General features: G+C 45.3%; 25 protein-coding genes and 1 tRNA gene. 14 read left to right on the forward strand and 12 right to left on the reverse strand.

What is annotated here, in order from left to right; translation table 11 throughout:
• Nucleotides 1–79: 79 nt before the first annotated feature.
• The gene (locus ACRC32_RS11650; RefSeq protein ID WP_438554113.1) at nt 80–685 is read left to right on the forward strand and encodes a cytochrome b N-terminal domain-containing protein; all 606 of its coding nucleotides are present in this window, start codon (nt 80–82) and stop codon (nt 683–685) included.
• Nucleotides 686–778: 93 nt separating this feature from the next.
• Here ACRC32_RS11650 and fghA read toward each other — a convergent pair whose 3' ends face one another.
• The 3 genes from fghA to ACRC32_RS11665 form a co-directional block, all read right to left on the reverse strand.
• Entirely contained in the window at nt 779–1,627 is an 849-nt protein-coding gene (gene fghA, locus ACRC32_RS11655) for an S-formylglutathione hydrolase (protein WP_438554114.1), read from the reverse strand.
• A complete protein-coding gene (locus ACRC32_RS11660) occupies nt 1,624–2,298 on the reverse strand; it encodes a Uma2 family endonuclease (protein ID WP_438554115.1) in 675 nt (224 codons plus the stop codon). Before ACRC32_RS11660 ends, fghA begins: the two co-directional genes overlap by 4 nt.
• A gap of 173 nt (nt 2,299–2,471) precedes the next feature.
• Nucleotides 2,472–3,770: an acetyl ornithine aminotransferase family protein gene (locus ACRC32_RS11665; RefSeq protein ID WP_438554116.1), complete on the reverse strand. Its 1,299-nt coding sequence runs from the start codon at nt 3,768–3,770 to the stop codon at nt 2,472–2,474.
• Between the two features lie 52 nt (nt 3,771–3,822).
• Between ACRC32_RS11665 and ACRC32_RS11670 the strand changes: the two genes are divergently transcribed.
• The gene (locus ACRC32_RS11670; protein ID WP_438554117.1) at nt 3,823–3,978 is read left to right on the forward strand and encodes a hypothetical protein; all 156 of its coding nucleotides are present in this window, start codon (nt 3,823–3,825) and stop codon (nt 3,976–3,978) included.
• Nucleotides 3,979–4,103: 125 nt separating this feature from the next.
• Nucleotides 4,104–5,132: a hemolysin family protein gene (locus ACRC32_RS11675; protein ID WP_438554118.1), complete on the forward strand. Its 1,029-nt coding sequence runs from the start codon at nt 4,104–4,106 to the stop codon at nt 5,130–5,132.
• Here ACRC32_RS11675 and ACRC32_RS11680 read toward each other — a convergent pair.
• Nucleotides 5,125–6,624, reverse strand: coding sequence for an aldehyde dehydrogenase family protein (locus ACRC32_RS11680; RefSeq protein ID WP_438554119.1), 1,500 nt, complete (start codon nt 6,622–6,624; stop codon nt 5,125–5,127). The genes ACRC32_RS11675 and ACRC32_RS11680 overlap by 8 nt on opposite strands.
• A gap of 607 nt (nt 6,625–7,231) precedes the next feature.
• On the opposite strand from ACRC32_RS11680, the gene ACRC32_RS11685 reads away from it, so the two are divergent.
• Nucleotides 7,232–8,536, forward strand: coding sequence for an efflux RND transporter periplasmic adaptor subunit (locus ACRC32_RS11685; protein ID WP_438554120.1), 1,305 nt, complete (start codon nt 7,232–7,234; stop codon nt 8,534–8,536).
• A 19-nt stretch (nt 8,537–8,555) separates the two neighbouring features.
• On the opposite strand, the gene ACRC32_RS11690 is transcribed toward ACRC32_RS11685, so the two are convergent.
• The gene (locus ACRC32_RS11690; protein ID WP_438554121.1) at nt 8,556–10,796 is read right to left on the reverse strand and encodes a pentapeptide repeat-containing protein; all 2,241 of its coding nucleotides are present in this window, start codon (nt 10,794–10,796) and stop codon (nt 8,556–8,558) included.
• A gap of 51 nt (nt 10,797–10,847) precedes the next feature.
• Nucleotides 10,848–11,201 (reverse strand): hypothetical protein, encoded by a 354-nt coding sequence (locus ACRC32_RS11695; RefSeq protein ID WP_438554122.1) that lies wholly within the window; start codon nt 11,199–11,201, stop codon nt 10,848–10,850.
• 510 nt (nt 11,202–11,711) lie between these two features.
• Between ACRC32_RS11695 and ACRC32_RS11700 the strand changes: the two genes are divergently transcribed.
• Entirely contained in the window at nt 11,712–12,167 is a 456-nt protein-coding gene (locus ACRC32_RS11700) for a hypothetical protein (protein ID WP_438554123.1), read from the forward strand.
• A gap of 105 nt (nt 12,168–12,272) precedes the next feature.
• Here ACRC32_RS11700 and ACRC32_RS11705 read toward each other — a convergent pair whose 3' ends face one another.
• The 4 genes from ACRC32_RS11705 to petB form a co-directional block, all read right to left on the reverse strand.
• Entirely contained in the window at nt 12,273–12,641 is a 369-nt protein-coding gene (locus ACRC32_RS11705; protein WP_015156069.1) for a hypothetical protein, read from the reverse strand.
• A gap of 180 nt (nt 12,642–12,821) precedes the next feature.
• The gene (locus ACRC32_RS11710) at nt 12,822–13,265 is read right to left on the reverse strand and encodes an ATP-binding protein (protein ID WP_015156070.1); all 444 of its coding nucleotides are present in this window, start codon (nt 13,263–13,265) and stop codon (nt 12,822–12,824) included.
• Between the two features lie 218 nt (nt 13,266–13,483).
• Nucleotides 13,484–13,966, reverse strand: coding sequence for a cytochrome b6-f complex subunit IV (gene petD, locus ACRC32_RS11715; protein WP_438554132.1), 483 nt, complete (start codon nt 13,964–13,966; stop codon nt 13,484–13,486).
• Nucleotides 13,967–14,072: 106 nt separating this feature from the next.
• Nucleotides 14,073–14,741 (reverse strand): cytochrome b6, encoded by a 669-nt coding sequence (petB, locus tag ACRC32_RS11720; RefSeq protein WP_015156072.1) that lies wholly within the window; start codon nt 14,739–14,741, stop codon nt 14,073–14,075.
• A gap of 301 nt (nt 14,742–15,042) precedes the next feature.
• On the opposite strand from petB, the gene ctpA reads away from it, so the two are divergent.
• From ctpA to ACRC32_RS11735, 3 genes are all read left to right on the forward strand, one after another.
• Entirely contained in the window at nt 15,043–16,278 is a 1,236-nt protein-coding gene (ctpA, locus tag ACRC32_RS11725; RefSeq protein ID WP_438554133.1) for a carboxyl-terminal processing protease CtpA, read from the forward strand.
• Between the two features lie 131 nt (nt 16,279–16,409).
• Nucleotides 16,410–16,973 (forward strand): DUF2854 domain-containing protein, encoded by a 564-nt coding sequence (locus ACRC32_RS11730; protein WP_438554124.1) that lies wholly within the window; start codon nt 16,410–16,412, stop codon nt 16,971–16,973.
• On the forward strand, nt 16,974–17,609 hold the full coding sequence (locus ACRC32_RS11735) for a DedA family protein (RefSeq protein ID WP_438554125.1): 636 nt from the start codon (nt 16,974–16,976) through the stop codon (nt 17,607–17,609).
• A 101-nt stretch (nt 17,610–17,710) separates the two neighbouring features.
• On the opposite strand, the gene ACRC32_RS11740 is transcribed toward ACRC32_RS11735, so the two are convergent.
• On the reverse strand, nt 17,711–18,721 hold the full coding sequence (locus ACRC32_RS11740; RefSeq protein ID WP_438554126.1) for an ABC transporter ATP-binding protein: 1,011 nt from the start codon (nt 18,719–18,721) through the stop codon (nt 17,711–17,713).
• Between the two features lie 233 nt (nt 18,722–18,954).
• Here ACRC32_RS11740 and ACRC32_RS11745 point away from each other — a divergent pair, with 233 nt between their 5' ends.
• Complete coding sequence (locus ACRC32_RS11745) at nt 18,955–19,134, forward strand: hypothetical protein (RefSeq protein WP_438554127.1); 180 nt, start codon at nt 18,955–18,957, stop codon at nt 19,132–19,134.
• A 56-nt stretch (nt 19,135–19,190) separates the two neighbouring features.
• Here ACRC32_RS11745 and ACRC32_RS11750 read toward each other — a convergent pair whose 3' ends face one another.
• The gene (locus tag ACRC32_RS11750; protein ID WP_438554128.1) at nt 19,191–22,019 is read right to left on the reverse strand and encodes a CBS domain-containing protein; all 2,829 of its coding nucleotides are present in this window, start codon (nt 22,017–22,019) and stop codon (nt 19,191–19,193) included.
• A 30-nt stretch (nt 22,020–22,049) separates the two neighbouring features.
• On the opposite strand from ACRC32_RS11750, the gene ACRC32_RS11755 reads away from it, so the two are divergent.
• The 5 genes from ACRC32_RS11755 to ACRC32_RS11775 all read left to right on the forward strand — a co-directional run bounded on the left by ACRC32_RS11755 (nt 22,050) and on the right by ACRC32_RS11775 (nt 24,009).
• Nucleotides 22,050–22,184 (forward strand): hypothetical protein, encoded by a 135-nt coding sequence (locus tag ACRC32_RS11755; protein ID WP_438554129.1) that lies wholly within the window; start codon nt 22,050–22,052, stop codon nt 22,182–22,184.
• A gap of 122 nt (nt 22,185–22,306) precedes the next feature.
• Entirely contained in the window at nt 22,307–22,498 is a 192-nt protein-coding gene (psbZ, locus tag ACRC32_RS11760) for a photosystem II reaction center protein PsbZ (protein ID WP_039716389.1), read from the forward strand.
• A 120-nt stretch (nt 22,499–22,618) separates the two neighbouring features.
• Nucleotides 22,619–23,203, forward strand: a complete 585-nt coding sequence (gene ribH / locus ACRC32_RS11765) for a 6,7-dimethyl-8-ribityllumazine synthase (RefSeq protein WP_438554130.1) — start codon at nt 22,619–22,621, stop codon at nt 23,201–23,203.
• Nucleotides 23,204–23,481: 278 nt separating this feature from the next.
• Nucleotides 23,482–23,805 (forward strand): hypothetical protein, encoded by a 324-nt coding sequence (locus ACRC32_RS11770; RefSeq protein WP_438554131.1) that lies wholly within the window; start codon nt 23,482–23,484, stop codon nt 23,803–23,805.
• A 132-nt stretch (nt 23,806–23,937) separates the two neighbouring features.
• Nucleotides 23,938–24,009 (forward strand) — tRNA-Gly (locus ACRC32_RS11775).
• The last annotated feature ends 282 nt before the right edge of the window (nt 24,010–24,291 follow it).

Genomic DNA, 24,291 nt, shown 5'->3' on the forward strand with positions numbered 1-24,291 from the left:
CTGATTGACATTTTAGTAATAAAAATTCATGATAAGGTAAAAATACTCAAAGAAATTTCATCAAAAGCAGGGGTCAGTCATGAAAGATGGCTATTACGCTTTTGTAGTGCGACGACTGGCTACAGTTCTGGCTGTAGTGATGCTGACTTTAAGTTCGATCGCCGCCCTGACAGGAATTTTACTGGCGTTTTACTACGAACCAACAGCAGGGGGAGCGTACAATTCTCTGAGGGCGATCGCAACTCAGATCCCTAACGGTTGGTTAATCCAACGGATTCACTCTCTTGCTGGTAATGGCTTAATCGGTGTCTCCTTGGTTGAAATCGTTGTCATGTTTTTAGGAGAAAGATTTCGCCCTAGCTGGATAACTGCCTGGATTAGCGGTATTTTACTAACACTCACCGCGATCGGTTTAAGCTGGACGGCAATATTACTTGATTGGACGCAAATTGGTTACTGGCGATTCACAATTGAGTTAGGTACGATTGAAGCGCTTCCAGCGATTGGTTCTCAGCTTCGTAATATCCTTACGGGTGGCGGCGCGGTAAATACTGTCACAGTTCAACATCTGTTTACCATCCACAGTTACCTGCTTTCCGGTGGCGCGATCGTTCTATCTATTATTCATTTAACGGGTTTATTGCTACAGGAAAAAGAGGTAAAACAACTCGAATCGGCAAATTAGACATCGACAATGTAAGGGCGGGTTCGTCAACAAACTTCGCTACCAACAGACATTTCCCGTAAACCCGCCCCTCTGGGAATCGAGTAGTATATTTCATTGACACAAAGTCGCAGCGTGGTGGCGAATATGCTCCCCCACAAAGGTAGCAATAAAGTAATAACTGTGGTCGTATCCTTCCTGAAAGCGCAGAGTTAAAGGTTGTTTAACCTGATGACAAGCTCGTTCAAATACCTCTGGCATCAACTGTTGTTGACTGAGAAACTTATCTGCCGTACCTTGGTCGATTAGGATGGGGGAAGTGTTTTTGTTATTGATTATTAGTTCGCTAGCATCATAATTTTGCCAAGTTTCCTTATTTGTCCCCAAATAATTTGTAAAAGCCTTTTGTCCCCAAGCACACTGCATTGGTGCAGCAATCGGTGCAAAAGCAGAAACAGATTTGAATAGTTCGGGATTGCGTAAAGCACAAACTAACGCCCCGTGTCCGCCCATAGAATGACCGAAAACTCCTTGTCGTTCGACTTGGACGGGAAAATGTGAAACGATTAACTCAGGTAATTCTTTCACGACATAACTATACATCTGATAGTGCGATCGCCACGGTTCCTCTGTTGCATCGACATAAAAACCCGCACCCGTACCAAAATCCCAATCCTTATCTTCTCCCTCAATTCCCGTATTGCGCGGGCTAGTATCTGGAGCTACTAAGATTAATCCATGCTCGGCAGCATACCTTTGCGCCCCTGCTTTAGTGATAAAATTTTCTTCAGTGCAGGTTAAGCCAGAGAGAAAATAGAGGACTGGAACAGATTGCGATCGCGCTTGAGGTGGTTGGTAAACGGCAAATCGCATCTCGATATTGCAAGTTTGGGAATGATGGCTATAAAAACCCTGCATCCCGTCAAAGCATTTATATTCTGAAATTAAATTAATATCGGTCATGAATCTTCCTGTGTCATAACTTGCTCTCTTAGCTTGGCACGGAAAGCGCGTTTAGTTTGAGTTTCGCCTTGAGTGTTGCATTGAGCTAAAAACTCATATATTGTCGATTTAGTTAATAAAGGAAATGTAGGACTAGTTTCAGATTCTTGATATCGCTCTTGACTTAAAAGATAAATTTTCAGGGTTTTGCCATTGTAGCGCCAGAACTCAGGCACTTTCATATCTTGATAAAGTTGATTCTTATTAATATCTGTGTGAGTAATATCTACTTCTATAATTAGATCGGGGGGTGGATCGACAGATAAATCTACTGTTTTACCTCTAACAGCAGGTTCGTTTTGAATGTAATAACATTTGTCTGGTTCTGCGCCAACTTTTAAATTCGGTATTTTCAGTGTAGTTGAACCCATACTTTTAATATTCAGATTGAGTTCTTCTGTCAAAATATGAATTAGAATGCCTAGGCGATCGTGAGCGCTTTCGTGTTCTTCTAAAGGAGTCGCAATTTCTAAAGTTTCTTGATAATAAGTAATCCTGGCAGCACGGTTATTGCCCAAAGCCTCTAAAATTTTCTCATACGATTGCCAATCAACGTGATAAAATGCAACTCGCTTTTCTGCTAATACTGTTTCTATCGGAGAAATATTAACTGTTTCATTAGTAATAGTCATTTGAGTTTCCTCACTTGGCAAGCAAGTTAAAATCAAAAAATCAAAAGAACAGTCAGCAAACAGTGCTATTTATCTGAATGTAACGTGCGCTCCAGGAGTCTGACAAATGACAAATGACAAATGACCAATGACAACTTTTACGAGCATTCATAACTCAAGCTGGAAATACTATACTATTGACTCAATACCTCTTGGAGAATTTGCAGGGCAACTTGAATTTGATTGCTGTCAATGACTAAGGGCGGACAAAAACGAATTGCTGCTTTGCCACAACCTAAGAGCAACAAACCCTTTAAAAAGGCAAAATCGACAATGCGATCGCGCCGCTCTGAATCTAACTTACCATCCGCATCCAAGACATCAACTGCTACCATCAATCCTTTACCGCGTGGAGGGGAGATACAAGAAAATTGCTGTGACAGCTCCGTAAGCCCGGATATCAATAAGTTGCCCATGTTTTGAGCATTTTCAATCAAACCACCTTCCAACAACCGTAAGGTTACGTTAGCCGCCGCACAAGCCACGGGATTACCTCCAAATGTCGTAGCGTGAGAGCCAGGTTGCCAAGTCATCAGGTGCGATCGCGCTAAAATTGCGCCCAAAGGTAGACCGCTAGCAATGCCTTTTGCCAAAGTAATAATATCCGGCACTACACCCCAATGCTCGATCGCAAATAAGCGCCCAGTCCGACCCATCCCCGCTTGCACTTCATCGACAACCATCAAAATACCGTGGCGATCGCAAATCTGTCGAATTCGTTTTAAAAAACCATCTTCCGGCACAATATAGCCGCCTTCCCCTTGAATTGGTTCGACAAAAATTGCTGCAACATCCTCTGGGGGAAGAACGGTAGGAAAAAGCTTTGATTCTAAATAGTCTAACGCTGCATGAGTACCATAGGGAATGTGAGTCACTCCTGGTAATAGAGGACCGAAGTGCTGTCGTTGCAAGGCTTTAGAACCTGTCAGCGACATTGCCCCGTAAGTACGTCCGTGGAATGCACCCAAGAAAGCAACAACTTGAGAACGTCTCGTATAGTAACGAGCAAGTTTCAGCGCCCCCTCATTAGACTCAGCCCCAGAATTACTAAAAAAGACTTTTGCCGGAATCAGAAAAGGGGCGCGAGTTGCTAAATTTTCCGCCAACTCCACCATCGACTCGTAGTAAAAATCAGTTCCCGACATATGTAGCAAATTGGCAGCTTGTGCTTGAACTGCTGCTACAACTTCAGGATGAGCGTGTCCAGTCGATGCTACGGCAATACCTGCGGTTAGATCTAAAAATACGTTACCATCGACATCTTCCACCATACAGCCTTCACCACGGGCAACCACAAGCGGATAGCCACGAGTATAGGAAGGAGAAGTAACAGCGCGATCGCGTTCTACCAATACTTGAGCGCGGGGACCAGGTAAGGAAGTCACTAACTGAGGCACAAGCGGCAGAGGGCGTTTAATTGGGATACTTAGCATAGAGAGGACAAGGGAGACAAGGGGGAACTCGGGGACCCCGCGACCGGAGGAAGTGGGGATTAGGGGGCAAAGGGAGACAAGGGAGCAGAGGAGCAGAGGGGCAGAGGAGATGTCGGGAGCAATTCTGGTTCCACTGGTTCCACCAGCCACTAGCCACTCACTACACCCCACACCCCACACCCTACACCCTTTCTTCACTGATAACTGATAACTGATAACTGACAACTGATTTTATCTTCTGTGTCCTTTTTGACCAAAAATACACCATAAGCCCGATACCTCTACGATGATTTCTAAATTAATAATTATGAATTCTGAATTATCAATTTTGTCATGCTTGCCTTAGTTGTTGCCGTACTGATTGTCATTTCTGGTTCTGCCCTCTGTTCTAGCGTAGAAGCTGCTTTATTTTCTGTCTCTACACTTAAAGCCAGACAGCTAGCACAGTCAAAAAATCCTGCCGCAGTCGCACTACTAGCAATTCGAGATCGCATGAATCGCCCGATCGCGACAATCGTGATTCTCAATAATATTTTCAATATTGTTGGTAGTATTGCGATCGGCCGCATTGCCGAGACGGTTTTAGGTAACACTTTATTAGGAGTTTTTTCTGGACTTTTGACTTTTCTCATCATCATCTTTGGTGAAATTATTCCCAAAACTTTAGGCGAACGATATTCTCAAAGATTAGCTCTTCTCGCTGCTCTACCTGTAACTGCACTGACTTTTATTTTCACTCCCTTAGTCTGGGTCGTGGAAAAAGCCACAGCACCTTTTACACGCAAAGAAAAACTGCCGACTACAAATGAGTCGGAAATCATGTTACTAGCAAAGATTGGCTATCAAGAAGGAATTATTGAGGATAATGAAGCCGAAATGATTCAGAGAGTGTTTATGCTAAACGACCTCACGGCCGCCGATTTGATGACTCCCAGAACAGCTTTAACTTACTTACGAGGTGGTTTGACTCTAGCTGCAAGCAGAGTAGATATAGTTAATTCTCAACACACGCGAATTATTGTTATAGAAGATTCATTAGATCGAGTTATTGGAGTTACTTTAAAAGACGAACTTCTAACAGCAATGGTAGAAGGAAAGCGCGAGCGTAAAATTGCTGAATTCACCCGTAAAGTTCGATTTGTGCCAGAAACGATTCATGCCGATCGCTTGTTGAGAGCATTTCAAAAAAGCCGCAATCACCTCGTCGTCGTTGTTGATGAATATGGCACGGTTTCCGGTGTTGTCACTCTCGAAGACGTATTAGAAATCCTTACAGGCGAAATTGTCGATGAAACAGATAGAATCATTGATTTGCAAGCAGCGGCAAGAAATAGATTAGTAAGAATGTTGAAAATTAAGTAGCGCGATTATCAATTTGGGCGCGTTGCAAACTCCCAGAATAATCTACATAAACAGTTTTCCATTCTGTAAACACATCTAAAGCCGCAGTTCCCACCTCCCGATGCCCGTTTCCCGTCTGTTTCATACCACCAAAAGGCAAATGGACTTCTGCCCCAATTGTGGGACCGTTAATATAAGTAATTCCAGCTTCAATATCGCGCATTGCCTGAAACGCCAGATTGACATCGCGGGTATAAACCGAAGAAGATAAACCGTATGGGGTGTTGTTGAGAATGGCGATCGCCTCTTCAAAAGATTCGACTTCTATTAGCGCCACCACAGGACCAAAAATTTCTTCTTTCGCTACGCGCATCTCTGGCGTGACTTTATCTAATATTGTTGGCTCAAAGAAAAAGCCATGTGCGAGATTTTCCGTATTAGCTATATCTCCACCAATCAATACTTTTGTCCCCTCAGCACGGGCAATTTCTAAATAATGGTTCACCCTTTGCAATTGGGCAGAATTAATCAGCGGTCCCACTTCAGTTTGCGGATCTGTACCAAGACCTAATCGTAACTGATGAACTCTTTCTAACAACAAGTTAGTAAACTCTTCCTTAATATCGCGGTGGAGGATCAGCCGACTCGTAGCAGTACAACGCTGTCCGCTAGTGCCAAAAGCGCCCCAAACAGCCCCATCTAAAGCCAGTTGCAAATCGGCATCTGCCATCACGATTTGAGCATTCTTACCTCCCATTTCCAAGCAGGAACGCTTGTGAGTGCGTCCGCAAACAGAACCCACTTCAGCCCCCGTTTCTGAAGATCCGGTAAACGACACCAAATTTACGTCAGCATGTTCGACTAACGCCCGTCCTGTCTCTTCTCCCAAACCATGCACGATATTAACAACGCCATTTGGTAAACCTGCTTTGTGAAATAACTGGCTGAGATAATGAACGCAAGTTGGAGTATCTTCCGCTGGCTTGAGAATGACTGTATTACCGCAAATCAAAGCGGGGAAAGCTTTCCAGCAAGGAATAGCCACAGGAAAATTCCAGGGAGTGATGAGGGCGCAAACTCCTACAGGTATCCGCATTGTCATCGCGAACTTATTAGGCATTTCTGAAGGGGTAGTTTGCCCAAACATCCTTCGTCCTTCTCCTGCCATATAGAGGGCGCAATCAATGCCTTCTTGCACGTCTCCTCGGGCTTCTGTCAGGGGTTTACCCATTTCCCTGCTAATGAGTTGAGCGAGTTTCTCTTTGTGTTGGAGCAGTAATTCTCCCACGCGATAAATTATTTCGGCACGGGCGGGAGCAGGTACGAGTCGCCAAGATTTAAAGGCTTTACGGGCAGCTACTACGGCTGCATCGACATCAGCAGCGCTGGAACGGGGAAAAGTTGCTACTACGTCACGCCAGTCAGAGGGGTTACGGCTTTCTAGAGTTTCACCTGATGCGGCAACCCATTGACCGTTGATGTAATTCTGGCACTCTAGCAGGGGTGCGGTCATGAGGCAAGACCTCCAACAATTTCTGTAATTCTATGGTAGTTGGTAGTTGGTAGTTGGTAGTTGACCGCTCACCTTCACCACGTAGCATAAGTTGTTTGTGGAGCGAATGAGAGCGTTGATCTCAGTAAAAATACGATTATTTTGTTGATGGTGTTTATTAAAATGACAAGTTTCTCTAGTTTTGAATTAAGTGAGTGTGAATTTACACTGTGATTTTAAATACCTATGCCATACTGATTTTAGTTCCACGAAGTTATAGATCCGAAATTCTACGTAGTTCTCTGGTAGTTCAGTTAAATTTACACCAATTGGTGTACAACACTTGTTTGCAGCAGTAAGGTTCTATATCTGATTGTAAGGCAGCTAAATTTATTTTTTTGCAACTAGGCTACTTCAGTAAAACTATGCCACAGAAGATCCCTCCAATCCCCCTTTTTAAGGGGGGCTAAGAATGGTCTGGCTTTCACTTTCTGAAGGAGGTTTAAGTGAAATTTAAGCGTAGGGTGGGCATTGCCCACCTTACAATAAAAATTGTTTATCTATGCTTAAAATATCTAAAAATTCAATTTTCTTCAAGTAAAAACTAGTAATAAATTGTAGTCAGACAATGCTTTTGTTCGGAAAAAATCCTCTAAATAACAACCAGCAACACTCCAGATGGAATGACAACGATCGCCTCATTTTTAACTGGTTTAAAGATATCGGCTTGCGGGAATCATTATTACTATCAATTTATGCATTTGGCTTAACTACAGTAATTTATCTGACTTGCCAAAATACCCAACCTTCATTTGCATTATCCAGGGTTGTCAAACAAGATATTCCGGTGGAAAATTTAGAGTTTACTGGTACAGTTTATCCAGCCAAAAAAATGAAGGTTTCTGCTAGTACAGCAGCAGTTGTAAAAGAAATCTATGTCGATATTGGCGATCGCATTCAGCCCGGTCAACCGATATTAAAATTAGAAAATCTAGCGAGTTGGCAAAAACTTGATCGGTTACAAAAAGAACGATTTCAGACTAATTTAGAACTTGAAAAAACTCGACAACAACACGAAAATGCTGCTCAAAAAATAGTGCAACTCCAGCTACAAACATCAATTGTTAATCGCAAAATCGGAGCGATCGAACAACTATTTGATACAGAATCACGTTTGAGTAAGGCTGCATTAAGTTTACAATTATGGCAACAACAACAAGATGTCGTTCAAAAAGCTAAAGGCATATACCTAAGAGCAGCAATGCAGCACGCTCGCCTCAAAAAATTAGCTAGACAGGGGGCAGTTTCTTCAAGTGAAGTCGAGCGATCGCAAGCTCAGTTAGCCGCCGCTAAAACAAATTTAGTTAAAGCAGAAACAGGCGCAATCCTACAAGAAATCGAGCAACAACAACGCCGACAGTGGCAACTTCGCAAGCAACTAACGCTACTCGAACACCAACAACAACTTGCTGCGATCGAAGGGCAGACACAACTTGCTCGTTCGCAGTCTCGTCAAGCAACTCAGAGGCTAAATCTGCTTCACCAGCAGCGTTCTCTGTTACTAAAAGAATCAGATCTCACAGGATCGTTTCCAGTCACGGCTCAAGCAGCAGGCGTTGTTGTGAATTTGCCCGTAGTTGTGGGCGATCGCATCTACGCTGGTAGAGGTCTAGTAGAATTAGCGCAATTAAAATCTTTAAAAGTACGAGTTTCTGTTAGTACTAGTTTAATTAATACATTACGTTTAGGACAAAGAGCAGTCGTACAACTAGGCAAAGCAGCTTCAGCCCAAAAGATTGAGGCAACAGTCGTGACAATTAATCCGATTCCAGAGCAAGATCGGACTCATATAGTCGAGGTACAATTTCAAAACCTACAAGAAAACTTGTTAGTCGGTCAGGCTGCAAAAGTTCGCTTTGTTGCAGAAGAATAAAACGTTGAACAATAAAACGTTAAGGACAACGTGGATGATATCCTCCATAAACGCAAATATAAGCAATCTGCTGGGCATCTAAATTTTTCACCTGGCTAAAATTAACACCCTGCACTAATGCTGCTTGAGTATATTCTGGTGGCGTGGCAATGAAGCGATCGCCTGATGCCGGAGGTTGAGGACTAAACAGGATCGTCCCCTGGAAGTCAGCCCCTGCTAAATTCGCTCCGCGCAAATCTGCCATTCGCAAATCTGCTTGACGCAGGTTAATATTTTGCATTTGAGCATGACTTAAACTACTGCTGCTGAGACGCGCTAGGCTCAAGTCAGCATGACTGAGATTGGAATGACTCAGATCCGCACTCGATAAATCTGCCCCCTGCCAATTCGATTTGGTCAAATTAGCTGACTGCAAGCGCGTGCCTAAAGCGCTGACACGACTCAAACGGGCGGCGTGTAAATTAACATCAGACAAATTTGCCGTACTTAAGTTTGCTCCTGTCAAGCTAGCATCTACGAGAGTTGCTGCTTGTAAATTAGCCCCTACGAGTTGGGCGCTACTGAGATTAGCATGACCGAGACTAGCAGCAGATAAATTGGCTTGGTTGAGATTTGCCTGCATCAGCTCGATCCGCTCCATCGGTACGCGGCTGAGATTAGCTTTAGTTAGGTTAGCACCCTTCATTTGGGCATGGTTCAAATTGGCGATCGCGTCGTCAAAAGTATCCCAGTGCCGATCTGCTCCAGCGTCACGCCACTGGCTGGCTGGTAAACTAGCACGGTTCAGATTAGCGCCTTTGAATGCTACGCCAGCAAAATTGACTCGTTCTAGCTCTAGAGTAAAAGCCCGATCTTGACTGGTGCTAGGCGCGAGATTAACACGGCTCAAATCCATGCCCTGTAACCTACCACCATAAACTGCAAAAATTTTGCCGATCGCCTGTTGAGTGGCTTGCAAATGTTGCGTCCGTCGAGCTAATTCGGTAGGGCTACTACTATAACGTCCGGCAGCTATTTCATTTGCGATCGATTGATTCAAGCGCTGTAAGTATGGCAAAGCCGAGGAACCAGAACTAACCAAAGCTTGCTGTACCGTGCCGATAATCTCGTGGCGTTGCTCTTGTCCGAGCAGATCGACAAGTAACTGAAGTACCTGCGGATCGCCAATCGTACCTAAAGCCAGAATTGCCCTTTGGCGATCGCTCAGGGTAGTGCCACTAGCATCTAGGTATTGAAGGAGAGTGAGAAACTGCGTGCTTTTATTCTCTGCCAACTGCCGCTGGTATTTTTGCGCCTGAATGTAGATTTGAATTCCAATCAAGGTTCCTAATACTGCCACCATGCAGGACAAAAAAGCTAAAAATAGTAACACATTAGGATGTTGGCGCATCAACTGCCACCAACTACGCCGCACTTTCGGTTTATTAGTGACAGATTTAGCAACTGATGGCTGAGGCTGTAACCGAGGCGAAGGACTATTATCAAGTCCCCTGCTCCCTGCTCCCTGCACCGAAGCGCTCCCTGCTCCCTGCTCTCTGCACCGAAGCGCTCCCTGCTCCCTGCTCCCTATTAACTGTTTCGCTCTAGTTCCAGGCAAAATAGTCATAGCGCGATTGGCATCCACTACGTAAGTGCCTGCAATTAAATCGTGCCAACAACGCCGCTGACGGTGAAAACGGGCAGTCATGCCTTCACCTAGTACGAAGAAACAAGACAAGCCGAAAAATATGCCCACATGAGGAAAAGCCGTCGCCCGCCACATAATATAGGCTACGGAGAGTGGTAAGCCCCACATTCCCAAAGTTTCTCGGATCGCGATCCGAGATAGACCTGGAACCGTGCCAGCAGCAGAAACAACCCGTACCCCCAACCAGCGCTTGGGTAGAGTACTGCCTGTTTTTCCCAGCAAATACAGCTGCCATCCCCCTACTAACAAAGGAGTGACGACAGCGACAGACCAAAATATATTCGTCAGGGGTGTGACGAGACGGCGATCGCTCGGTTCGGCGGGTATAGTGAGAGTACTGGCGATCGCTTTTTGAGTCAGGGCGACCACTGGATTTGGGGTGACTTGCTCCCCCGACGGCTCCAGTTTTGCCTGTTCTCCCAAGCTATAGGGTATGAGTCCGCTGAGTGCAATCAGCGAAACTTCTACTGCCCACGCTGCAAAGCGTCTAGTTGCTAGTGGTAGCGGTTTGCTTTCCGCCTGCACAGAACGACGAGCGCGATTGGCATTTCTCCTCACACTTGAATTCGCCATCTTAATAGTTCCCCTTATCTTTGTTTTCACTCCTCGATCGCGGGCATCAAGCTATCGGTTATTTGTTTCAGCTCGACTGACAAAAAACCGATATCCCACATACAACACCAATGCCAGCACTCCTAAGCTGATGACAGCTGCTACTAGGTTTAGCACCGCTCTGAGAATTGCAATTCCAAATACAGCTCCAACACTTATGACTATAAGCTTGCTGACACTCGATAGATTACGAAACCAGTTAAAAAACTGTCCCAAAGGCGATGGCTCGCTAGCAGCGATTTTTGTCTGTTGTACTATCTGAGGCGTTGCAGGCTGCGGTCTTGTCACCTCCGCAGATGCAGAATTTGCTTCTCTTTCTAGTTGTTCTAAACGCTGTTGCAAATCTTGTTCTGATTGAGGATTCATATGCTTTTACCAAAAAGTAAGAGAGTGGCGAGCAGTCACAAGTCACAAGTCACGAGTCACAAGTCGGAAGCATCTAGTCACTAGCCACCAGCCACGGGTCACTGATAACTGACAACTGGTTGCTGCTCGCTGTTATTAGGGCGATTGTAGCTAATGCAAAGCACAACTACACACTGACTTGGATAGGAAAACTTGACAAACAACTATATATGTTTGTTATGAATGGTTTTCCGCCCAAAAAATGGAGAAATTACGCAAGTTTTTGAGAAAAGCCAATTGTTATAATTAGATTCAATAACGGTCTAACCGTCATTGTAAATTAATTGCAAATTACAGCTAAAGCTCTATCGGAAAACGCAGATTTAGCGGCGGAGGTTATGAGGTAGTAACAGATTCAGCCTTGTGATAGTTGCAGTAGATTCAAGCATTTGATTCTCGAAAAGCCAATAAATGACCTGCATTTCAGGTGGTTTAAACCTAGTAATTTAAAGTCCGTAATGGATAAATAAAATGACAAAGCAAGCTACTATGTACAAGTTAATAAAGTGGAATATACTACCTTCCGTTTTAATTATGAGTTGTGCGATCGCAGCTACAACTTTCGCTCAGGAAGCAGTAGTAAAAGTCCCCCCCCAATTAGAAGCAGACCCCCTAGTTGTTAAAGGTAGATCTGGAGGAGAAAAAAATAGCGATTGCGGTAACATCAGTACGACTCCCAGTCAGGTGCTACAAGTACCAGAACCTTTACCATATCTCAAGCTACAAGTACAGAGCGAAGGAGAACCTACACTACTGATTGAAGGACCAGGAAAACGACGTTTTTGCGTATTGGCGGATACAGCAGCAGGAGAAGCTCCCGAAATATCAGGTTACTGGGAAGCAGGAAAATACTCGCTATACGTAGGCGATCGCACTCAAGGACAATATCCTTATACTCTTTCAATCTCTCAGAAAAAAGGTGAATAGATTTGTCTATCGCTCGTTCGTCATCTGTCATTGGTTAACACTGCACCCACGACCAATGACAAGTGACAACTGTTAACTGATAACTGTTAACTGATAACTGAATTATCACTCTTCCGAGCTAGCTGCGACTTCCACAGCTTGCACGTCAATCGTCCCTGGAGGTGTTAAGCGACTCAACTTGCCTTGCTCTACTTTCAAGAGTTCGCCACAACTAGGACACTGAAGTTGGGTGCGATTGAGTGCTGCTAGTTCGTAGCTACACACCGGACATTCAGACTGAACGAGGTTGCGTTGCAGCCACCAGCGAAACCAGACGAATGCGATCGCGGGAGCCAACAACAGCAGTCCCATTAAAATTAGAAATGAGTTGACTAACCAGCCAAGACCTACCGCACCCAATAACCAGATGAAGAGGAATAGGGTGAGCCAACCAGAGAGGCGGGAAAAACTAAGTTGAAAAGACTTGAGGCTCATGTTCTTTCTATTAAGCTGCTCTGCCTCTAGGATAGCTAGGGGTCGGGAGTTTTAGGGGCGGGTTTTCAGCATACCTATCGAAGAGCAAACAATTCTACAGTTAAACCCGCCCGTACAGGGGAGTAGGAGAATTGTAAAAAATTTGTCATTAATTACACAACACCAATTACCCTGCGCGATTTATGTTTTAACTTCTTGGCGGTTTTTATCGCTTTTTACAATTAGTAAACAGTTTCTGCCGTCAGCAGCCCGTTCGTATACGACTCGATCTGCTAAGCGCCGCAATAGAAACCAGCCATAGCCTCCTTCTTGTAAGGTTCCTGGTTTAGGTTCGGCAATTGCATCGGGGTTAAAAGGCTGACCCCGATCCCAAATTCTAATCTCAATGCGATCGCTCCATAATAACAGATCGATATCTATCGCCGTTTCTCGCGGTAGGGCTTGATGGGCGTGTCTGACCGCATTCGTAAATCCTTCTGCTAAAGCTAAATTTAAGCGATATAGTTGACCCTCAGACCAAGGTATTTGACCGCTATGTTGAAGACAAAAATCTTCAAACCAGTCTTGTACCTGGTTCAGTAACTTTAAATCGCTACACACCCTCAGATGATTTTGCTCCAACATGCCACGGCTTGACCGCGATCCGATGTTAATTGCTTGTCAACTCAATAAATGTTTACTTATTCTTTTTTTATTCTGTAATCGCGACTACTATCAAGTCTCTGTAACTAAAATTGACACCTGTTAACGTTTCTCATTCGGTAGATACACTTTTTGAGAAACCCACAGGTGTCAAGACAAATCCGTACTTAATACACTTGATTAAGTGCAGAACTGAACGATTAGAACAGACCGAAAGTGAAAGATTTGTCAATCGGGAAAGTAGCACCAATACCGAGCCACAAGGTAACTAAAGTTCCAACTAAAAACAGAGTTGTTGCGACTGGACGGCGGAAGGGATTTTGGAACTTATTGACATTCTCAATAAATGGAACCAGAATTAACCCCAGTGGTACGGAAGCCATCAGCATGACTCCCAATAATTTATTGGGAACTGACCGCAGAATTTGGAATACTGGATATAAATACCACTCAGGTAAAATTTCCAGAGGCGTAGCGAAAGGATTTGCTGGTTCGCCTACCATTGCTGGGTCTAGTACGGATAAAGCGACTATACAAGCACCCGTTCCCAAAATTACCACAGGGAAAATATAGAGCAAGTCGTTAGGCCAAGCAGGTTCGCCATAATAATTATGACCCATGCCCTTAGCCAGCTTGGCACGTAATTGAGGGTCGCTCAGGTCTGGTTTTTTTAGTGTTCCCATCTTTAAAGTTGTTCTCCTTTTTTTGTCATTGGTCACTAGTCATTCGTCATTTGTCAGCAGTCTTATTCAAATGACAAATGACAAATGACAATTGACGAACATCAAATTACAACGGACCAGAAATACCTTGCTTGCGGATCATCAGGAAATGCAGCAGCATGAAGACAGCGATCGCCCAAGGTAAGACAAAGGTATGAGCGCTGTAGTAGCGAGTTAGCGTTGCTTGACCCACACTCGAACCGCCGCGCAACAAGTCAGCAATGAGAGTACCGACGACTGGAATCGCTTCTGGTACACCACTAACGATTTTTACCGCCCAATAGCCGACCTGATCCCAAGGTAACGAGTAACCCGTTACACCAAAGGAAACGGTAATTACTGCCAGAATTACGCCTGTTACCCATGTCAGTTCGCGGGGCTTTTTGAAACCGCCAGTTAAGTAAACTCTGAATGTATGCAAGATCATCATCAGCACCATCATGCTGGCTGACCAGCGGTGGATGGAGCGGATCAACCAGCCGAAGTTCACATCTGTCATGAGATACTGTACGGAAGCATAAGCTTCAGTTACAGTCGGCTTGTAGTAGAAAGTCATAGCGAATCCAGTAGCAAACTGGATTAAAAAGCAAACCAAGGTGATCCCACCGAGACAATAAAAAATGTTGACGTGTGGGGGGACATACTTACTGGTTACATCTTCAGCAAGAGCCTGGATCTCCAAGCGCTCCTCAAACCAGTTGTATGCTTTTGAATCAGTTACCTGTTTACTAAACATCAACCAAAAGTTCCTAAAAATGGATTGCGTCTGTTCAAATTCCCGATTGTCTTTGCAGGGATCGTCTTTTCAAGGTTTCCTAATGGCTGGAAATCCAGTCATTTCGATCTTAATCGCGATCGCGAACAATTTGCTCGTCCAGACTGCATCAGATTCTATAAAAAAAGTAACATAGTCGAGAGGACAGTTGGAAGAAGTCGGAAGTCGGAAGTCGGAAGTCGGAAGTCAGAATTAACTTGCTCCCTACTCCCTGTCCCCTGTTCCCTGGTTCCACTGATAACTGAGTAACTGATAACTGATGATGTCAAAGCGAATTTTCCAGATCGGAGTTTTGTTGATCGTGCCAATTCTGCTAGCGTTGGGTATTTGGACTCAGCCAGCAACCGCCATCACGGAAGAGCAGAGAGTGGTAGTAGAAGCATGGCGAATTGTCAATCGCGCCTATCTGGACGATACGTTTAACCATCAAAATTGGTCGGCAGTGCGGCAACAAGCACTCAAACAACCCCTTGACAACCCAGAGTCAGCATACAAAACAGTCGAGAAAATGCTGGCAAGTTTGAACGAGCCTTTTACTCGCTTTTTACGACCAGAACAGTATCGTAGTTTACAAGTTAATACTTCTGGCGAACTGACAGGTGTAGGACTGCAAATTGCCCTCAATTCCAAAACAGGAGAGTTAGAGGTCGTAGCACCAATTGCTGGTTCTCCAGCGGAAAAAGCAGGTATTCAATCTCGCGATCGCATTCTCAAAATCGATGGTATTCCGACTACCCAATTAACTCTAGATGAAGCAGCAGCTAAAATGCGGGGTCCGGCAGGCAGTAAAGTCCTGCTGATAGTAGAACGGGATGGTTCGCCAAAAGAAATCCAGGTAGCCCGCGATCGCATTGCTGTCAATCCCGTAGTTGCCCAACTCCAAACCTCACCTAGCGGAGCAGAGATCGGCTACATACGCCTGATTCAATTTAATGCCAACGCCACAGCAGAAGTTGCCCACGCGATCGCCAATTTAGAAAAACAAGGTGCTGAAGCATACATTTTGGATTTACGCAATAATCCTGGAGGCTTATTGCAATCGGGAATTGAAATTGCCCGTCTATGGTTGGACGAAGGTACGATCGTCTATACGGTTAACCGCCAAGGCATCCAAGGAAATTTTGAAGCTTTTGGCTCGGCATTAACTCACGACCCCCTAGTCGTCTTAGTCGATCGCGGTACGGCTAGCGCCAGCGAAATTCTCGCTGGAGCGCTGCAAGACAACGGACGAGCGAAAATTCTTGGCGAAAAGACGTTTGGTAAAGGCTTAATTCAATCTTTGTTTGAACTATCGGATGGCTCGGGTATGGCTGTCACCGTTGCCAAATACGAAACCCCAAATCATCGAGACATTCACAAGCAGGGCATTGTCCCAGATCTTAACGTAGCAACCGATCGCCTCAGCCGCGACCAAATCGCCACCGCAGCAGACCCACAATACTTAGCAGCAGTAGAATTATTAACCAATACACCAGCTATTGCTAAAAGCGACAAATGATTTGTTAGTAGTGGCTAATGGGTAATTGGTTGACGGTTGACGGTTGACTCATAACTGGTCACTGGTCACTGACAACTGATAACTGGTCGCTGATAACTGATAATAAAGCAGAAGTTGTTAAGCGATCGTGTATGTTGCCACAAGTATCTTTAGGAAAGCTAGGTTTAGTTGTTGGTGGTTTAATTACAATTGTGGGATTCGTTGCCTATTTTATTGATAATCCCACACTCAACCTTGTGGGTTTTTTTTATGGCATTCCCCTTTTATTAGGAGGTTTGGCGTTGACGGCAGCGGAACTGAAGCCAGTGCCATACACTCAACCAACTTCCCCTGAAGTAGTTGCTTTGCGCCAACAGCAAGCTACAGCAACTCAAAATCAAGTCCGTCAGGATATTACCCGCTATCGTTACGGTCAGTCAGCTCATTTAGATACAGCGTTAGAACGGCTGGGACTTGCGCCAACGGATGAAGAACGACCGATTGTTAAGGGCGTGCGAGAAACACAAATCGATGGTGCTTATGGGTTAATTTTAGAATTTGATTCTCCTTTCGCGACACTGGAACAGTGGCAAAAAAAACAAGATAAAATGGAAAGTTTTTTTGGTCCTGGGATACGTGTTGAAGTCACACAACCTGCTGAAGATGAGATTGAAATAGCGATGATTTCTACCTCAAGCAAAGTGACTTCCAGCTAGGTGCTAGAACAAGAACTAAACTCATACGTAGCAGGAAGCGAGCGAATGCTTGAAGGAATGACCGATGCTATTAACTCTTTTGGATATCTGGGCATCTTCCTGCTAGTCTTAATCGCTCCAACTCCACCAGAAATCGTTTTACCCTTCGCGGGCTTTTTAGCTGCCCAAGGCAAACTGAGCTTACCATACGCGATTTTAGCTGGAGTATTGGGTTGTACTCTATCAATCGTACCTTGGTACTTGGCAGGTAAATACTTGGGCGAGCGGCGCTTGAAAGTATTTGCTAGGCGCAACCGCAAATGGCTAAAACTCTCATTTGGAGAAATTGAGCGAGCCAAAGATTGGTTCGATCGCCATGGTGGTAAAACTGTCTTTTTTAGTCGCCCCATCCCCAGCGTCCGCACGTTGATTGCACTGCCAGCAGGTATCAGCGGCATGAGATTGCTACCATTCTTATTCCATGTCATATCTGGTGAGGCGATCTGGCAAACTGCCTTGGCTTACGCTGGATACCTGCTTGGCAGGCGTTATGAAGTCGTTGTTTGGTATACTGCTCCCATTGCCAGAATTTCAATTGCTGTACTACTGTTAGTACTCCTGTTCTGGTTGATTAGGCGTAACAGATCGAATAGTTAAACTGCGGCGACGTTAAACTAGTTTACCAGCGCGATCGGCTACCCAACACTTACACCCTACTCGTGCGCTCGTGCGCTCCCTGCTTCCTGAATTGTGACTTATTACACCCTGCTGCTCCCTGCTCCCTGCTCTCTGCTCCCTGGTACAGCAGAAATTTGTTGCAAGAAAAATTCTTCCAAAGAAGGACGAGACAAATTCATGCCAACGATCTGCCCGCCAAGAGAACGTAACTTTGTCAGAAAATCGTAGGGTTCGCCGCTAAGTTCGCCTTTCCAAGTCCCATCCGCTTCTATTTGCAAATTAGTTAACCATTGGCGGAGTATTTCTACATCACCACCTTTGCCTTTGACATGATAAGCATCAGTCGTTCCCAATAATTCATCCAGGGAACCGCTACAAATTAAATTTCCTTGGGATAAGATGGCAACGCGATCGCAAATTTGCTCGACTTCAGACAAGATATGACTGTTGAAAAAAATAGTCTTGCCTTGAGCTTTGAGAGAAAGAATAATCTGTCGCATCTGGTAGCGTCCTAACGGATCTAAACCAGACATCGGCTCGTCTAAAAACACTAATTCGGGGTCATTGATCAAAGCTTGTGCCATCCCTACCCGTTGCACCATACCCTTAGAATATTGGCGTAGTTGCTTTTTGCGGGCAGCAATTAATGGCAGTCCGACTAATTCCAGCAGTTGAGGAATGCGCTGACGTTGAACGCTGCGGGAAATTTGAAACAGTCCCGCTGCCATTTCTAAAACTTCCCAACCAGTTAGATAGTCGTAGTAATAAGCATTTTCTGGTAAATAGCCGATGCGTTGTTTGATCGGGCGATCGCCTAAAGGTTGACCTAATAATAAACCTTGTCCGCTCGTGGGGCGAAGAATACCCAACAATAATTTTAAGAGCGTTGTTTTACCCGCTCCATTCGGTCCCAAAAGACCAAAAGTTTCGCCCTGATATACCCTTAGAGAGCAACCTTTGAGCGAGGGAATTTTCTGATTCATCCAAAAGCCAGTACGGTAAACTTTCCGCAATTGAGAAGTTTGAATGACTGCTGGGCGCTCCGAAGGATTAGATTCAAAAGTAGGCGAATCAGTAGTATCAGTCTTCATCGCGTCAAACTACCTTTGCTCCAAACAAAAATGACAACAGTTATTATGGCTCACTCGATCGCCCAATGCCGACAGCGATCGCACCTATCTCATCCTAGTTAAGATTATTGGTGAGGATGAGCTGAGGAGGCTGAGGAGGCTGAGGGAGATGAGGAAGTGAAGAAAGCTAATGTATGGGTAAAAATGCCAGATTATATATAAGTAGTAAAAAAAATTAACTTTTGAGGCAATTCATGAACCGCTCAAAAATTGTTGCTATTATCACAGGGGCAATTTCAATCCTACTGGCGATCGCCTATCTTATTCTCGTACAACTACTAGACTTTCGCGGCGAAATGCAACCAGCACCAGTAAGTCAGCTATCAGTTGTCAGTTACCAGGGAGCAGGGAGCAGGGAGCAGGGAGCAGTTTGATCCGTGACTTTTCTCCCTCAGCTCCCTCAGCTCCGCGACTCTCCCCCAGCTCTCTTCTAGCGGGGATAATGCTCAAATAGATAACTCTCAGCCTCCGTGCGATCGCGGATAATTCCATCTAGGGTGGCAGCAAGTAGATCGTCGAGAATTTGACGATATTGAGGTCCTGGTTTGTATCCCAATTGTTTCAAGTCGTGACCGTTTAATAGTGGTTGGACGTTAGCCCAATAGGTGACATATTGCCAGACAAGCGCTCGCACAGGGCGAGGACTGCGTAGAGCAATTAAGATTAGCATTGGTAGGTCGTATTGCCGCAACAAGTCAAATACTTGACTGGGTAGCAGACAGGAAGGCAAAACCGTCAAGACTCGCTCCTGTGCCTGTTGTAAACGGCGCAAGCGATTGATACTATCATCGGGTAATTGTAAATTTTGGGCAACGCGATCGCGGTATTCTGGGGCAAGATAGGCGATGAGAACCTCTAGACGTAACAGCCAAGGAGGAGTGAGGAGTGAGGAGTGAGGAGTGAGTGGTAATATTTCTCCTCTGCCCCTCTGCCCCTCTGCCCCTCTGCCTCTCTGCCTCTCTGCTCCCTTTCCCGACTCCCGACTCCCGACTCCCGACTCCCGATGAAATCGTCTCAAACAACGCTCCAAAAACCGCAACTGCTGCCAAAGAGTTTTATCCAGTTTCAAAGTTTCATGCAGGCATTGCAAAGCATCTAAATCTCCCAGTAAACTTAATGCTGCTTGCCAGTAGGGTGCTTGCAAAATGTATTTCAGCTCGTTTTTCAATCGCGTTTGTAAGGCAGGCGCTCTGGAATTATTGCCTTGGGTGCGTTTGTATATACCGCTATTAATGGCATAGCGAATATAATTTTCCGTCTGAGGTTCGATCGCAAATTCTAAACGAACGGCAAAGCGGACGGCACGATAAATTCGAGTTGGGTCTTCAATAAAGCTGTTGGGGTGTAAAACCCGAATTTGCTTTGCCTGTAAATCGAGCAATCCGCCAAAGAAATCTAACATTTCCCCCGCTCTTGGTGGTGTCAAACGGACGGCAAGGGAATTAATTGTAAAGTCGCGTCGATACAAGTCTTGACGAATGGAACTCGCTTCTACTTCAGGATTGGCAGCAGGATAGGGATAAAATTCCGTGCGTGCAGTGGCAATATCAATCCAAAGAGAGCCGAAAATAGGGTCTTTGTGCCACAACAATGCTGCTGTTTGAAATACCCCATGAATTTCGAGACGAGCAGCAGGGTAAAGTTGCTGAAGGGCGCGAGCTAACTCCACTCCCGCCCCTACATCAGCAGCGCGATGAAAGCCATCTACAACTAGATCGATATCTTGTAGGTATAGGGGTGCTGCACCGTTCTGTTTTGCCAACAGTAAATCGCGCACTCCTCCCCCAACCAAATACAAGTGCCAACCTCGCTGTTCTGCCTGAGCAGAAGCTTGAGTCAGCAGTTCCCAAAAAGGTGCGGCGAGGCGATCGCTCAACAATCTCAAGAATGCCGCCGGTGGAATAATACCAACAGCATTCCCTCTCACCCCTCGCTCCTCGCTCCTCGCTCCTTCCTGATGCAGTTCCCGCAGTACGTCGGTACGGGTGACGATGCCACGCAATTCTCCATCTTGCAACACTGGCAAGCGTCCGATATCATATGTCACCATCAACGCTTGAATTTCTGGCAGGGTCGTTTCTGGGGTAATAGTCTTGATATTTGTGGTCATATACCCCTTGGCGGGCGCGTGACTGAAGCCGTGGTGCAGGGCAATATCAATATCGCGGCGGGAAATAATTCCTACCAACTTGCCTGTAGGATCGACCACGGACAATCCAGAGTGACCATAACGCAGCAAAATCCGTTGTGCCTCGGCAATAGTTGTATCTGGGCGGATCGTGCGGACGGGGGATGACATTAATTCCCTAGCTGTCGGCGGATGGGGAATCGTGGCTTTGAGTCGGTCTACCAAGTGTTGTAAAGTTGCCTGCCCATCGACACCCCGTAACGAGAGAGACGCAGCTTGAGAATGTCCCCCACCGCCGAGGGGCTGAAACAATTCATTCAGATTTGTTCCAGGAATTTGCGATCGCCCAATAACTGTCAGCCTTTGTTCGCCACTGTCTCCCAAAGCATACCTTGCCCCCAGTAGGACGGCATCGCTTTCGGTCAATTCCATTAGTCGCGCTGCCAAGCTAGATAATCCAGATACATAACCTGGAGTTTTTAGCAAGACCCAAGTGACTGTATATCCCCGTAAGCGCTCGCAGTGGAAGTTATCCAGTGCCTCAGTTAACAATGCTTGCAACTGCGGTGAAAACCCAGGATCGATGTAATCCCGCACAACATGCAAGCTAGCTCCTTGCTGCATCAACCATGCTAGAGCCAACGCATCGCGATGGTTAGCTTGGTCAAATGAAAGCGAACCCGTATCAACGTGGATGCCCAACGCCATCACAGTTGCTTCAAACGGCGTAATTTCCACCTGCTGAGCTTGCAACTCTTCGACAATTAGCGTCGTGGTCGCTCCCACATCAGCAATATGAGTTGCCGTAGTCGAAATATCGCTATCAATCTCTAAGTGGTGGTCGTAAACAACAATCTGTTCGATTTGGGGCAAATCCAGCCACTCCGCCGCCGCACCCAAGCGATCGCGGTGTTGTGTATCGACGACAATCAGCGAGCGAATTTGTTTTGGATTCACAGAACGGCGCTCGATCAATGCATATTCGTCCCGATGCAGTGCCAAAAAATCCTTTACCGCTGGATGACTACCACCCGTCAGCACGATCTTCGCTCCCGCCCACAGCCGCGACAGCCCCACAGCCGCACCCAGAGCATCAAAATCCGCTGTTGTATGACAAAGAATTAAATCCATGAACCAGGAGCGAGGAGTGAGGAGTGAGGAGTGAGGAGTGAGGGAGAGAAGAGAGCTGAGGAAGCTGAGGGGGCAACTACAAACTCAAAATTCACGCATTCAAAATTGCCCTACACCCTACACCCTACACCCTACACCCTTTCTTCGCTGGTCACTAGTCACTGATAACCCACTCCCTATATTGTGACAATTTCTGATAGGTTACATATAGGTTATAAGCAAAATTAGCAAGCTTTGAGCTTAATCTAGATCTATTCTGGTTTGTTGCTGTGTAGGGAGACATACTGATGTTATCTGCTCTGTTTCAATTGACTTTAGTTGCCTTGGTATTCTTGTCCTTTGCTTTGGTAATTGGCGTTCCCGTGGCTTACGCTACTCCCCAAAATTGGGTGGAATCAAAAAGGCTGCTTTGGATCGGTTCGATCGCCTGGTTCGGTCTAGTGATCGTCATCGGTGTTTTGAACTTTTTGGTCGTATAAGCAACTTGAGGCGATCGCCCTTGTCGATCGTCGCGATTGACAAGAAGCGATCGCTACTTTGTAGAGACTTACACGTAATGTCTCTACGCTGACAACTGACAACTGATAACTAATTTAGTAATGGCAGTTTTCGAGGGAACTTTTACTCAGACAGAACCTTTACGGTTTGCGATCGTCATCGGTCGGTTTAACGATTTAGTGATTGGTAAGCTGTTAGAAGGATGTCAAGATTGCCTGAAACGTCATGGCATCGATCCGAATCCTCACGGCAGTCAAGTCGATTATGCTTACGTCCCTGGTAGTTTTGAAGTGCCAATTGTGGCGCGACAATTAGCATTATCTCATCGCTATGATGCCGTGATCTGTCTTGGAGCAGTCATTCGCGGTCAAACTCCCCATTTCGATTATGTTGCGGGAGAAGTAGCTAAGGGCATTGCTGCAGCAGGATTTCAAACTGGCGTACCAGTCATTTTTGGTATTTTGACTGTAGACTCGATGCAGCAAGCTCTGGAAAGAGCCGGAATTAAGAGCAACAAGGGTTGGGACTACGCCATGAACGCGATTGAGATGGCTAGCTTGATGCGGCAACTACATTCCGATATTACTGTAGAACCCTACAACAATAATTCTCAATCCTTGCCCGCCGCATCGCTGAAAAGTGCCGTTGCTAACGAGCGATCGCCAATTGCAGAAAGTGGCGAGTGACAATGCAGGAGTGGCAAGTGAAAAATGCTACTCAATACTCTAAAAATGGTGGGTAGCGTTAGTTATATGCGCTACCTTTTTTGTCTAGTAAAAATCCTCCAATCGAGGTATAGTAATAAGTTGAAATTAGGTTAGGTTCATGTCAGTTGAAGTCTTTGCTTTGAGCCGATCTCCAGCGCATATATTGGCATTAATTTAGTGATAAACTATAAGCCAGTAATGTACGCTATCAAACATAATTTTTCAGTTTGTAGTCCAGACTAAATTAGGTAGCACAAATGCGAGGCAACACAATTGGTATTGAGCTAGAACCAGAAGATATAGAGTTATTGACCAGAATTGAACGGGAAACTGGTAAGTCAATTCACCAACTCACGGGTGAAGCTATTAAAAATACTTATAATACAAAATATAATAGCAATGGCGATGATGGTACTGCTCTGCTAGAGGCTATAGACAAAATTGGCAGCCAAGTCCAGCAAGTCAGGGTAGCTGTAGAAAGACAGCGCCAGGAGATCGAGCTATTTTCAAACAGCTCAAAAAAACACTCGCAGCAATCTCATCCCCCTCGCATAGTATTTGTACCCAGCACTGAGAGCTAGAAGGGAGAAGTCGTAAGTAGAGAATTAACTGGTCACTGCTCCCTGCTCCCTGCTCGCTAATAACTGACAATCTCGGAAAAAACCTTGACAAACTCAGCCAAATCTGAGAGATTAATAAATGCGCAGTAAATTGCGGGTATAGCTCAGTGGTAGAGCGCAACCTTGCCAAGGTTGATGTCGCGCGTTCGAATCGCGTTACCCGCTTAAGGTAAATTGAAAAACAGAAAAGATTTAGAACAAATAAGTTAATTAAATAATCGCTCTGCCTAGAGTCAAAGCGACTTTTATCTGTTCTAGAATCTCAGATAGGAGGTAAAACCTACTAACCTCGCGTTGCGTTAAGCAACAACAAGCAATCTGAGTCGAACCCAAATAACTTGATGTTCGGAAAATGTAATGGAAAGCTGAGAATTAATTGGTTAGACTTAGAAAGTATTATGTAAACTCGTAGGATAGCCACATTTTGGTTCTACGGCGGCTCGTGCA

Origin of the sequence: Chroococcidiopsis sp. (genome assembly GCF_051657925.1) — a bacterium.
In the GTDB taxonomy this organism is placed as follows: Bacteria; Cyanobacteriota; Cyanobacteriia; order Cyanobacteriales; family Chroococcidiopsidaceae; genus Chroococcidiopsis.

What these genes read in the sequence shown, in the direction of transcription:
- ACRC32_RS11650 (WP_438554113.1), top strand. Translation starts at nt 80, where the DNA reads ATGAAAGATGGCTATTACGCTTTTGTAGTGCGACGACTGGCTACAGTT.
- fghA (WP_438554114.1), bottom strand. Translation starts at nt 1,627, where the DNA reads ATGACCGATATTAATTTAATTTCAGAATATAAATGCTTTGACGGGATG.
- ACRC32_RS11660 (WP_438554115.1), bottom strand. Translation starts at nt 2,298, where the DNA reads ATGACTATTACTAATGAAACAGTTAATATTTCTCCGATAGAAACAGTA.
- ACRC32_RS11665 (WP_438554116.1), bottom strand. Translation starts at nt 3,770, where the DNA reads ATGCTAAGTATCCCAATTAAACGCCCTCTGCCGCTTGTGCCTCAGTTA.
- ACRC32_RS11675 (WP_438554118.1), top strand. Translation starts at nt 4,104, where the DNA reads ATGCTTGCCTTAGTTGTTGCCGTACTGATTGTCATTTCTGGTTCTGCC.
- ACRC32_RS11680 (WP_438554119.1), bottom strand. Translation starts at nt 6,624, where the DNA reads ATGACCGCACCCCTGCTAGAGTGCCAGAATTACATCAACGGTCAATGG.
- ACRC32_RS11685 (WP_438554120.1), top strand. Translation starts at nt 7,232, where the DNA reads ATGCTTTTGTTCGGAAAAAATCCTCTAAATAACAACCAGCAACACTCC.
- ACRC32_RS11690 (WP_438554121.1), bottom strand. Translation starts at nt 10,796, where the DNA reads ATGGCGAATTCAAGTGTGAGGAGAAATGCCAATCGCGCTCGTCGTTCT.
- ACRC32_RS11695 (WP_438554122.1), bottom strand. Translation starts at nt 11,201, where the DNA reads ATGAATCCTCAATCAGAACAAGATTTGCAACAGCGTTTAGAACAACTA.
- ACRC32_RS11700 (WP_438554123.1), top strand. Translation starts at nt 11,712, where the DNA reads ATGACAAAGCAAGCTACTATGTACAAGTTAATAAAGTGGAATATACTA.
- ACRC32_RS11705 (WP_015156069.1), bottom strand. Translation starts at nt 12,641, where the DNA reads ATGAGCCTCAAGTCTTTTCAACTTAGTTTTTCCCGCCTCTCTGGTTGG.
- ACRC32_RS11710 (WP_015156070.1), bottom strand. Translation starts at nt 13,265, where the DNA reads ATGTTGGAGCAAAATCATCTGAGGGTGTGTAGCGATTTAAAGTTACTG.
- petD (WP_438554132.1), bottom strand. Translation starts at nt 13,966, where the DNA reads ATGGGAACACTAAAAAAACCAGACCTGAGCGACCCTCAATTACGTGCC.
- petB (WP_015156072.1), bottom strand. Translation starts at nt 14,741, where the DNA reads ATGTTTAGTAAACAGGTAACTGATTCAAAAGCATACAACTGGTTTGAG.
- ctpA (WP_438554133.1), top strand. Translation starts at nt 15,043, where the DNA reads ATGTCAAAGCGAATTTTCCAGATCGGAGTTTTGTTGATCGTGCCAATT.
- ACRC32_RS11730 (WP_438554124.1), top strand. Translation starts at nt 16,410, where the DNA reads ATGTTGCCACAAGTATCTTTAGGAAAGCTAGGTTTAGTTGTTGGTGGT.
- ACRC32_RS11740 (WP_438554126.1), bottom strand. Translation starts at nt 18,721, where the DNA reads ATGAAGACTGATACTACTGATTCGCCTACTTTTGAATCTAATCCTTCG.
- ACRC32_RS11745 (WP_438554127.1), top strand. Translation starts at nt 18,955, where the DNA reads ATGAACCGCTCAAAAATTGTTGCTATTATCACAGGGGCAATTTCAATC.
- ACRC32_RS11750 (WP_438554128.1), bottom strand. Translation starts at nt 22,019, where the DNA reads ATGGATTTAATTCTTTGTCATACAACAGCGGATTTTGATGCTCTGGGT.
- psbZ (WP_039716389.1), top strand. Translation starts at nt 22,307, where the DNA reads ATGTTATCTGCTCTGTTTCAATTGACTTTAGTTGCCTTGGTATTCTTG.
- ribH (WP_438554130.1), top strand. Translation starts at nt 22,619, where the DNA reads ATGGCAGTTTTCGAGGGAACTTTTACTCAGACAGAACCTTTACGGTTT.
- ACRC32_RS11770 (WP_438554131.1), top strand. Translation starts at nt 23,482, where the DNA reads ATGCGAGGCAACACAATTGGTATTGAGCTAGAACCAGAAGATATAGAG.